A 2,991-nucleotide genomic window follows, 5' to 3' on the forward strand; every position below is an offset into this window, starting at 1 on the left:
GTGTCGAAGCGGAGGAACGGCGTGAACTCCTCCCAGGCGTTCTCCCAGAGCCGGACGATCGCCGGATACTTCCGGCCCCAGGCATCGGCGAACTCGGCGAACCGTTCGAGTGCGGCTTCCTCGGTCGCGGCGGTGTGGACGGGCTTGAGGAGTTTGGCGATCTTGTCCCAGTCCTGGCGGGCGGCATAGCGGAAGGAGTTCCGCAGCAGGTGGACCACGCAGGTCTGCACGATCGTCTGCGGCCAGACGGTCTCGACCGCGTCGGGCAGGCCCTTCAGGCCGTCGCAGACCGGCATCAGGACGTCGTTCACGCCACGGTTCTTGATCTCGGTGAGGATGTGCATCCAGTGTTTGGCTCCCTCGCCGCCGTCCCCGGCCCACAGCCCCGAAATCTCGCGCCGGCCTTTCGGCGGTGACGGCCAAAGCCACGTAGATGGGCCGGTTGGCGACGGCGCCGTCGCGGATCTTCACGTGGATCGCGTCGATGAAGACGACCGGATAGACCGGGTCGAGGGGCCGGTTCTGCCACTCGGCCATGCCGTCCAGGACCTTGTCGGTGATCGTGGAGATCGTCTGGCGCGAGACCTCGGCGCCATAGACCTCCGCGAGGTGGGCCTGGACCTCGCCGGTGGTCAGGCCCTTCGCCGACAGCGAGATGACCATCTCGTCCACCCCGGTCAGACGCTTCTGCCGCTTCTTGACGATCTTCGGCTCGAACGAGCGGTCGCGGTCACGCGGCACGGATATCTCCACCGGGCCGACGTCCGTCAGCACGGTCTTGGCCCGGGTGCCGTTGCGACTGTTGCGGCCGTTCTTCCCGGCCGGGTCGTGCTTGTCATAGCCGAGGTGGTCGGTGATCTCGCCCTCCAGGGCGGACTCCAGCAGCCGCTTCGTCAGCTGCTGCAGCAGCCCGCCCTCGCCGGTCAGCTGCAGGCCCTCGGCCTGAGCCCGGGACACCAGCTCGTCGATCAGCCGGTCGTCCACCACCCTCGCCGGCTGCGGCTCAGCCGCCTCGACGGGCTCGCCCTCGGGCACGTTCTCACTGGTCATCGGTGCATCCTCCATGATCGGGAGTTACACCGAACGATTTACAGTCCCCGAGGGAGACGTCTTTGGAATCTACCGCTGGAAGCGTGTCTCAGTACGGGTGGAGCCCGGGGCTTTCGAGTTCCCAGGTTGCGGGTATCGGCCGGGCCCCGCAGGCCAGTAGGCGGGAGCAGGGGTGAGGGCTTCGACGCGACAGGTGCGCTCGGCCGCTTCCGTGTAAGAGCTCGTAACACGATTTTGTCGAAGCGTCCTGGTCGGCCGTGTCCGGTGTGATGATTCGGCCGTTCGCGATGGTGTGAGTACCCGGACGTGGATCGTGGACGATGAGCTGTGGGCGCTGATCGAGCCGCTGTTGCCGCCCTGGCCCGAGAAGGCTCCCGGCCCGCGGTCGGTGCCGGACCGGCAGTGCCTGCAGGGCATCCTGTACGTGCTGCACGATGACATCGCCTGGCAATTGCTGCCTCTGGAGCTGGGGTTCGGCTCCGGGTAGACCTGCTGGCGGCGTCTGGGGCGGTGGCAGCAGGCCGGGGTCTTCGACCGGCTGCACCGGATCCTGCTCGCCGAGCTGAACGCGGCCGGCGAGCTGGACTGGTCCAGAGCGTGCGTCGACGGCTCCCACGTCCGCGCGAAAAAGGGGAGCCGACACCGGTCCGTCGCCGGTCGACCGGCGGAAAACGGGCAGCAAACACCATCTGATCTGCGACGGACGCGGCACCCCGTTCAAGGTCATCACCACTGCTGCCAACGTCAACGACGTTATTTACTGATCGTTTCAGAATGAGTTGAGCTCCGGACTTTGCGCTCGACGATGACTCTGCTGCGCAATTCGACTGGGTGAGCGTCGCGGGTGCGGCATGATCGCCTCTGTGGCCCTGGTCGCGTCATGGGCCGCAGGGGGTGGAGCACATGTCGTTGCAGCCGAAGGGGCTGCCAGAGGTCCCGGCACAGACCGTGGCGGTCGCTCGGGCGGCGTTCCCTCACGGGACGCTGGCGATGCGGGTGCGGGACCGGCTGGGCGAGGTGTTCGCGGACGAGCCGTTCGCCGAGGCGTTCGGACGCCGTGGGGCGCCGGGCCTGCCGCCAGCGGTGCTGTCGCTGGTCACGGTGCTGCAGTTCACGGAGAACCTGACCGACCGGCAGCCCACCGTGATGGCGGTCCGCGCGATCGACTGGAAGTACGCGATCGGCGCGGAGCTGACCGATACCGGTTTCGACGCGACCGTGCTGTCCCGGTTCAGGGCCCGGCTGGCCGAGCACGGTCTGGAGCGGGTGGTGTTCGACCGGCTCCTGGAGGTCTGCCGGGAGCAGGGCCTGGTCCGGACCGGCGGGAAGCAGCGTACCGACTCCACCCATGTGATCAGCGCGGTCCGTGACCTGAACCGGACCGAACTGGCAGGTGAGAGCGTGCGGGCGGCGTTGGAGGCCCTTGCGGTGGCAGCTGGGGGCTGGCTGGCCGACGCGGTGGATATTCCCGAGCTCGCGCACCGCTACGAAGAGCGCGTCAACGGGTGGACGATGCCGTCGTCGAAGACCAAGCGGGACCGGCTGGCCGTGGTGTTCGGGCAGGACGCGCTGGCACTCTGCCGGGCGGTGTGGGCTCCCGGGGCGCCCAGGTGGCTGCGGGAGATCGAGCCGGTCGCGTTCTTGCGCCGGATGCTCGTGCAGACCTACTACGTGTCCACCGACGCGCGGGGACGGGAGGTGATCGTGAAGCGGGAGGCCGATAAGGAGGGCGTCCCGCCCGGTCATCTCCGCCTGGCCTCCCCATACGACCCTGACGCGCGGTGGGCAGCCAAGGGCGACGACCTGTTCTGGCTCGGCTACAAGGTCCACCTCACCGAAACCTGCGACACTCCAGCCGAAGCCGAAGCCGAAGCCGAAGCCGAAGCCGAAGCCGAAGCCGAAGCCGAAGCCGAAGCCGAAGCCGAAGCCGAAGCCGAAGCC

General features: G+C 68.1%; 1 protein-coding gene and 2 pseudogenes. 2 read left to right on the forward strand and 1 reads right to left on the reverse strand.

All coding sequences use genetic code 11. From position 1 onward, the window contains the following. A pseudogene (locus IE287_RS16725) lies at positions 1 to 1,050 on the reverse strand (IS256 family transposase); the annotation flags it as partial. A gap of 310 nt (positions 1,051 to 1,360) precedes the next feature. Between IE287_RS16725 and IE287_RS38535 the strand changes: the two are divergent. Both IE287_RS38535 and IE287_RS16735 read left to right on the forward strand, forming a co-directional pair. Then, positions 1,361 to 1,805: pseudogene (locus IE287_RS38535) on the forward strand (IS5 family transposase); the annotation flags it as partial. Positions 1,806 to 1,953: 148 nt separating this feature from the next. Next, on the forward strand, positions 1,954 to 2,991 hold a 1,038-nt coding region (locus tag IE287_RS16735; protein WP_189849864.1), incomplete at its 3' end, for a transposase.

It is taken from the genome of Streptomyces omiyaensis (assembly GCF_014650895.1).
Taxonomy (GTDB): Bacteria; Actinomycetota; Actinomycetes; order Streptomycetales; family Streptomycetaceae; genus Streptomyces; species Streptomyces omiyaensis.